General features: G+C 73.3%; 5 protein-coding genes. All 5 read left to right on the top strand.

The window, feature by feature from the left end:
• Positions 1 to 326 (top strand): cobalamin biosynthesis protein (locus tag EHS43_RS31690; RefSeq protein WP_185806499.1); only part of this gene is annotated, 326 nt, incomplete at its 5' end.
• Positions 323 to 1,834: a cobyric acid synthase gene (locus tag EHS43_RS31685; protein WP_125194123.1), complete on the top strand. Its 1,512-nt coding sequence runs from the start codon at positions 323 to 325 to the stop codon at positions 1,832 to 1,834. The genes EHS43_RS31690 and EHS43_RS31685, both read left to right, overlap by 4 nt.
• Entirely contained in the window at positions 1,831 to 5,487 is a 3,657-nt protein-coding gene (gene cobN, locus EHS43_RS31680; RefSeq protein ID WP_125194122.1) for a cobaltochelatase subunit CobN, read from the top strand. The genes EHS43_RS31685 and cobN overlap by 4 nt, the downstream gene beginning before the upstream one ends.
• On the top strand, positions 5,484 to 7,484 hold the full coding sequence (locus EHS43_RS31675; RefSeq protein ID WP_125194121.1) for a putative cobaltochelatase: 2,001 nt from the start codon (positions 5,484 to 5,486) through the stop codon (positions 7,482 to 7,484). Before cobN ends, EHS43_RS31675 begins: the two co-directional genes overlap by 4 nt.
• Positions 7,484 to 7,690 (top strand): cob(I)yrinic acid a,c-diamide adenosyltransferase (locus EHS43_RS31670; protein WP_185806498.1); only part of this gene is annotated, 207 nt, incomplete at its 3' end. The genes EHS43_RS31675 and EHS43_RS31670, both read left to right, overlap by 1 nt.

Here is a 7,690-nt window from a genome sequence, read left to right as displayed (position 1 = left end):
GGGCGCAGCTGACCGCCGTACTCGCCGCCCTCGCCGGGGACGATCCCCGGGGTGCCGTGCGGGCCTGGCGGGCGGACGCGCACCGGCATCCGAGTCCCAACGCCGGGCCCGTGGAAGCCTCGTTCGCGGGGGCGCTGGGGGTGCGGCTCGGCGGGACCCTCTCGTACGCGGGGCGGGTCGAGCACCGGCCGGTGCTGCACGGGGAAGGGCGCGCCGTCGCCCCGTACGACATCGAGCGCGCCGCGCGGCTGTCGCGGCGCGTCGGGCTGCTCGCGCTCGGCGTCGGTGTCGCCGCGCGGGCCTTGGTGAAGGGGCGCAGCGCATGAGTGGCGGAGGACTTCTCGTCGCCGGTACCACCTCCGACGCCGGCAAGAGCGTCGTCACGGCCGGGATCTGCCGGTGGCTGGTGCGGCAGGGGATGAAGGTCGCGCCGTTCAAGGCGCAGAACATGTCCCTCAACTCGTTCGTCACGCGCGAGGGCGCCGAGATCGGGCGGGCCCAGGCCATGCAGGCGCAGGCCTGCCGCGTCGAGCCGACCGCGCTCATGAACCCCGTGCTGCTCAAGCCCGGTGGCGAGCAGAGCAGTCAGGTCGTGCTGCTCGGCAGAGCGGTCGGTGAGCTGAGCGCCCGCGGATACCACGGCGGGCGGCAGCAGCGGCTCCTGGGGACCGTGCTCGACTGTCTCGCCGAGCTGCGGGGCACGTATGACGCGGTGATCTGTGAGGGAGCCGGGAGCCCGGCCGAGATCAACCTCCGGCGGACCGACATCGTCAACATGGGGATCGCCCGCAACGCCCAGCTGCCCGTGCTGGTCGTCGGGGACATCGACCGCGGCGGCGTCTTCGCCTCCTTCTTCGGGACCCTCGCGCTGCTCTCGGAGGAGGACCAGAGGCTGGTCGCTGGGTTCCTCGTCAACAAGTTCCGGGGGGATGTCTCGCTGCTGGAGCCGGGACTCGACATGCTCCACGGGCTCACCGGGCGGCACACCTACGGCGTGCTGCCCTTCCGGCACGGCCTCGGCATCGACGAGGAGGACGGACTCCGGGTCTCCTTGCGCGGGACGGTCCGGGAGTCCGCGGTGAGCCCTCCGGTGGGCGAGGACGTGCTGCGGGTCGCCGTCTGCGCGATCCCGCTGATGTCCAACTTCACGGACGTCGACGCCCTGGCCGCCGAACCGGGTGTCGTGGTGCGGTTCGTGGACCGGGCGGAGGAACTCGCCGACGCCGACCTCGTCGTCATCCCCGGGACCCGCGGGACGGTCCGCGCCCTGGAGTGGCTGCGCGAGCGGGGGCTCGCCGACGCCATCGGGCGCAGGGTCGCCGAGGGGCGGCCTGTCCTCGGCATCTGCGGCGGCTTCCAGATGCTCGGCGAGCACATCGAGGACGAGGTCGAGTCGCGGGCCGGCGCGGTCGACGGCCTCGGCGTGCTGCCCGTGCGGGTGCGGTTCGCGCGGGAGAAGACCCTGACCCGGCCGGTGGGCGAGGCCCTCGGCGAGCGGGTCGAGGGCTACGAGATCCATCACGGCGTCGCCGACATCCACGGAGGCCGTCCCTTCCTCGACGGCTGCCGCGTCGGCCAGACCTGGGGCACGCACTGGCACGGCTCGCTGGAGTCGGACGGCTTCAGGCGGGCCTTCCTGCGGGAGGTGGCGGCCGCCGCGGGCCGCCGCTTCGTGCCGGCCCCCGACACCTCGTTCGCCGGGCTGCGCGAGGAGCAGCTCGACCGGCTCGGCGACCTGATCGAACAGCACGCGGACACGGACGCGCTGTGGCGGCTCATCGAGTCCGGCGCGCCACAAGGACTGCCTTTCATTCCACCGGGAGCGCCCGCATGAGCACAGTGTTGTTGTTGTCGACCGCCGACACGGACCTGTTGGCGGCCCGGGCCGCCACGGACGCCGCGTACCGGATCGGGAACCCGACCCGGGTGGATGTCGAGGGCGAGCTGCCCGCGCTCCTCGACGGGGCGGACATCGCCGTCGTACGGCTGCTCGGCGGCAAGCGGGCCTGGGAGGGCGGGCTGGCCGCCCTGAAGGCGTCCGGGATCCCGACCGTCCTGCTCGGCGGGGAGAGCGTGCCGGACGCCGAGTTGATGGCCGAGTCGTCCGTACCGGCCGGCGTGGTGGCCGAGGCGCTCAAGTACCTCGTCGAGGGCGGCCCGGCGAACCTGGCGGAACTCGCCCGGTTCCTCTCCGACACCGTGCTGCTGACCGGTGAGGGGTTCGTCGAGCCGCACCGGATGCCGGAGTACGGCGTACACGGCTCCTACGCGCGGGAGAGCGGCCGCCCCACCGTCGGTGTGCTCTTCTACCGGGCCCACGAACTGAGCGGCAACACCGGCTTCGTGGACACCCTGTGCGAGGCGATCGAGGCGAAGGGTGCCAACGCCCTTCCCGTGTACTGCGGTTCGCTGCGCGGAGCCGACGCCGGGCTCTACGAGATCCTCGCGGGGGCCGACGCCCTCGTCGCCACCGTCCTCGCCGCCGGCGGCACCCACGCCTCGCAGGCCTCGGCCGGCGGTGACGAGGAGGCCTGGGACATCGGGGCGCTGGCCGACCTCGACGTGCCCGTGCTGCAAGGGCTCTGCCTGACGACGTCCAGGGCGGCCTGGGACGCGTCCGACGCGGCCCTGTCCCCCATGGACGCGGCCATGCAGGTCGCGATCCCGGAGTTCGACGGACGGCTCGTCACCGTGCCGTTCTCCTTCAAGGAGCAGGGGCCCGACGACGTACCGGTGTACGTGGCCGATCCGGAGCGGGCCGCGCGGGTCGCCGGGATCGCGGTGCGGCACGCGCAGCTGCGGCACAAGCCGAACGCCGAGAAGAAGCTCGCGCTGGTCTTCACCGCGTATCCGACCAAGCACTCCCGGGTCGGCAACGCGGTGGGCCTGGACACGCCCGCCTCGGCGGTACGGGTGCTGGACGCGCTCCGGGACGCCGGGTACTCGCTCACCGAATACCCCTCCGGCGGCGACGAGTTGATCCACCGGCTCATCGAGGCGGGCGGGCACGACGTCGAGTGGCTCACCGAGGACCAGCTGGCCTCCGCGCCGGCGCGGGTGCCGCTCGCCGACTACCGGGCGTGGTTCGACCGGCTCGACCCGCAGCTGCGGCAGGCCATGGTGGACGCGTGGGGTGAGCCGCCCGGCTCGCTGTACGTCGACGGGGACGACATCGTGCTCGCCTCCCTCCGGTTCGGGAACGTCGTCGTGATGATCCAGCCGCCGCGCGGCTTCGGGGAGAACCCGATCGCGATCTACCACGACCCGGACATGCCGCCCTCGCACCACTACATGGCCGCCTACCGGTGGCTGGACCACTCGTTCGGCGCCGACGCGGTCGTCCACATGGGCAAGCACGGCACGATGGAGTGGCTGCCGGGCAAGGGCCTCGGGCTGAGCGGGGGTTGTGCCCCGGACGCGGTGCTCGGGGAGCTGCCGCTGATCTACCCGTTCATCGTCAACGACCCCGGCGAGGGCACCCAGGCCAAGCGGCGCGGACACGCCACCGTCGTCGACCACCTGGTGCCGCCGATGGCACGGGCCGACACCTACGGCGACCTCGCCAAGCTGGAGCAGCTGCTCGACGAGTACGCGCTCGTCTCCGACCTGGACCCCGCCAAGGCCCCGGCCGTGCGCGCCCAGATCTGGACGCTGGTCAAGGCGGCCGAGCTCCACCACGACCTGCATGTCGACGAGCAGCCGGACGACGAGGCGTTCGACGAGTTCGTCATGCACATCGACGGCTATCTGTGCGAGATCAAGGACGTGCAGATCCGGGACGGGCTGCACATCCTCGGCGGCGGACCGGTCGACGAGGCGCGCGTGAACCTGGTGCTGGCCGTGCTGCGCGCCTCCCAGGTGTGGGGCGGACAGGCCAACGCGCTGCCGGGGCTGCGGGCCTGCTTCGCCGCCCATTTCGGGCTGGTGGAGAAGGAGTTGCTCGCCGAGCCGGGGGCCCCGGTGAAGGTGCCGGTGGAGCTGTCCGACCTCGTCGAGGGACCCTCCCGCACGGCCGCCGACGCGATCGACCTGCTGGAGCAGCTGTGCCGGCGGGTCGTGGAGGGCATGGAGGCCGTGTCCTGGGACGCGGCGGCCGTCCCGGGTCTCGTCCGTGACGTGCTCGGCACCGAACTGCCCGAGGCCGTCGCCGTGCTGGAGTTCGCCTGCACCGAGGTGGTCCCCCGCCTCGCCCGCACGACCGACGAGATCGGGCACATCCTCAAGGCCCTGGACGGCGGGTACGTGCCGGCCGGGCCCTCCGGCTCCCCGACGCGTGGACTCGTCAACGTCCTGCCGACCGGCCGGAACTTCTACTCCGTCGACCCCAAGGCCATTCCCTCCCGGCTCAGTTGGGAGGTCGGGCAGTCGCTCGCCGACTCGCTGGTGCAGCGGTACCTGACCGACACCGGCGAGTACCCGAAGTCCGTGGGGCTGACGGTCTGGGGCACGTCCGCGATGCGCACCCAGGGCGACGACATCGCCGAGATCCTGGCGCTGCTGGGCTGCCGGCCGGTGTGGGACGAGGCCTCGCGGCGGGTCACCGGCTTCGAGGTGATCGGCCTGGAGGAGCTCGGGCGGCCCCGCATCGACGTCACCGTCCGGATCTCCGGGTTCTTCCGGGACGCGTTCCCGCACGTGGTCGGGCTGATCGACGACGCCGTGCGCAGGGTGGCGGAGCTGGACGAGCCGGCCGACCGCAACTTCGTGAAGGCGCACGCCGACGAGGACACCGTCGAGCACGGTGACCGCAGGCGCGCGACCGCCCGGATCTTCGGGTCCAAGCCGGGGGCCTACGGCGCCGGGCTGCTGCCCCTGATCGACGCCCGCAACTGGCGCTCGGACGCCGATCTCGCCGAGGTGTACGCGGTGTGGGGCGGCTACGCCTACGGGCGCGGGCTCGACGGACGGGCGGCCCGCGGGGACATGGAGACAGCCTTCAAGCGGATCAACGTCGCCGCGAAGAACGTCGACACCCGCGAGCACGACCTGGTCGACGCCGACGACTACTTCCAGTACCACGGCGGCATGGTCGCCATGGTCCGCCACCTCACGGGCACCAACCCCGAGGCGTACGTGGGTGATTCGGCCACGCCCGACCAGGTGCGGACGCGGACGCTGGGCGAGGAGACCCACCGGGTCTTCCGGGCCCGGGTGGTCAACCCGCGCTGGATGGCGGCCATGCGGCGGCACGGCTACAAGGGCGCCTTCGAGATGGCGGCGACCGTCGACTACCTCTTCGGCTACGACGCCACGGCGGGCGTGGTCGACGACTGGATGTACGAGAAGCTCAGCGCGGAGTACGTCTTCGACGCGGAGAACCGGGACTTCATGAAGAAGTCCAACCCCTGGGCGCTGCGGGGCATCACGGAACGGCTCCTGGAGGCCGCCGACCGTGGACTGTGGGCCGAGCCGGACGCGGACACGCTGGAGCGACTGCGGGCCACGTACCTGGAGCTCGAGGGCGACTTGGAGGGTGACGAGAAGTGAGTACCCCGTTTCCGTTCACGGCCGTCGTCGGCCAGGACGACCTGCGGCTCGCGCTGCTGCTGAACGCCGTCTCACCGGCGGTCGGCGGAGTGCTGGTGCGCGGCGAGAAGGGCACCGCCAAGTCGACGGCGGTACGCGCGCTGTCGGCGCTGCTGCCCGAGGTCGCGGTCGTCCCCGGCTGCCGGTTCTCCTGCGACCCGGCGGCTCCCGACCCCTCGTGCCCGGACGGCCCCCATGAACCGGGGCAGGGCACCTCGCGGGCGTCCCGCATGGTCGAACTCCCCGTCGGCGCCTCCGAGGACCGGCTGGTCGGCGCCCTCGACATCGAGCGGGCGCTCGCGGAGGGCGTGAAGGCCTTCGAGCCGGGGCTGCTGGCCGACGCCCACCGGGGCATCCTCTACGTCGACGAGGTCAACCTCCTCCACGACCACCTCGTCGACCTGCTGCTGGACGCGGCCGCGATGGGGGCCTCGTACGTCGAGCGCGAGGGCGTCTCGGTACGGCACGCCTCCAAGTTCCTGCTGGTCGGCACCATGAACCCGGAAGAGGGCGAACTGCGGCCGCAGTTGCTCGACCGGTTCGGGCTGACCGTCGAGGTCGCGGCCTCGCGGGAGCCGGACCAGCGGGTGGAGGTCGTACGGCGCAGGCTCGCCTACGACGACGATCCGGCCGGCTTCGCCGCCCGTTGGGAGCACGAGGAGGCGGCCGTACGGCAACGGATCGTCGCCGCGCGGGAGTTGCTGCCGTCGGTGCGGCTGGGCGACGGGGCGCTGCGGCAGATCGCGGCGACCTGTGCCGCGTTCGAGGTGGACGGCATGCGGGCCGACATCGTGATGGCGCGCACGGCGACCGCGCTGGCCGCGTGGGCCGGGCGGACCGATGTGCTCGCGGAGGACGTGCGGCAGGCCGCGCTGCTGGCGCTGCCGCACCGCAGGCGCCGTAATCCCTTCGACGCGCCGGGACTCGACGAGGACAAGCTCGACGAGACGCTGGAGGAGTTCGGCGGGGAGGGCGACGAGGAACCCGACCCGGACGGGCCCGGTGGGGGTGGCGGGCAGCCGCCGTCCGGGCCACCGGACGACGGGCCCCGGGCCGACGGGGATTCCGGTGCGCGGCCGGAGGCGGGGGACGGTGGCGAGCCGCAGGCGTCCAGTGCCGGTGCCGGGGAGCAGTCCGCCGCACGGGCCTCCGAGCCCTTCCGCACCAAGGTGCTCAGCGTGCCCGGGCTCGGGGACGGCGTGGCGGGGCGGCGGTCCCGTGCGCGGACCGAGCACGGGCGGACGACCGGTGCCCGGCGGCCCCGAGGGGCGTTGACCAAGCTGCACCTGGCGGCCACCGTGCAGGCGGCCGCACCCCATCAGCGGGCGCGGGGTCGGTCGGGGCGCGGGCTCGTGGTCCGGCGCGACGATCTGCGGCAGGCGACGCGTGAGGGGCGCGAGGGAAACCTCGTGCTGTTCGTCGTGGACGCCTCCGGGTCGATGGCGGCGCGGCAGCGGATGAGCGCGGTGAAGGGGGCCGTGCTGTCGCTGCTCCTCGACGCGTATCAGCGGCGGGACAAGGTGGGCCTGGTGACGTTCCGGGGGTCTGCCGCGGAGGTCGCGTTGCCGCCCACCTCGTCGGTGGACGCCGCGGCCGCTCGGCTGGAGACGCTGCCGACCGGTGGGCGCACCCCGCTCGCGGCCGGCCTGCTGCGGGCGCACGAGGTGCTGCGGGTGGAGCGGCTGCGGGATCCTGCGCGGCGCCCGCTGGTCGTGCTGGTGACGGACGGCCGGGCCACCGGTGGGCCCGAGCCGGTCGCCCTCGCGGGGCGGGCGGCCCGGCTGTTCGCCGCGGAGGGCGTCGCCTCGGTCGTCGTGGACTGCGAGTCCGGGCCCGTGCGGCTGGGGCTGGCCGGACAGCTCGCCGGTGAACTGGGCGGTACCGCGGTGACGCTGGACGAGTTGCGGGCCGACTCGATCGCCGGGCTGGTCAAGGACGTACAGAGGAGGGCCGCGTAGTGCCGCAGGGACAGCCGAGTGTGGTGCCGGACGACGGACTGACGACCCGTCAGCGGCGGAACCGGCCGCTGGTCGTCGTGCACACCGGGATCGGGAAGGGGAAGTCCACCGCGGCTTTCGGGCTCGCGCTGCGGGCCTGGAACCAGGGGTGGCCCATCGGGGTGTTCCAGTTCGTCAAGTCGGCGAAGTGGAAGGTCGGCGAGGAG

The sequence above is a fragment of the Streptomyces sp. RP5T genome (assembly GCF_003933965.1).
GTDB lineage: Bacteria > Actinomycetota > Actinomycetes > Streptomycetales > Streptomycetaceae > Streptomyces.
This window is presented reverse-complemented; position numbering and strand designations above follow the sequence as displayed.

What these genes read in the sequence shown, in the direction of transcription:
- EHS43_RS31685 (WP_125194123.1), top strand. Translation starts at nt 323, where the DNA reads ATGAGTGGCGGAGGACTTCTCGTCGCCGGTACCACCTCCGACGCCGGC.
- cobN (WP_125194122.1), top strand. Translation starts at nt 1,831, where the DNA reads ATGAGCACAGTGTTGTTGTTGTCGACCGCCGACACGGACCTGTTGGCG.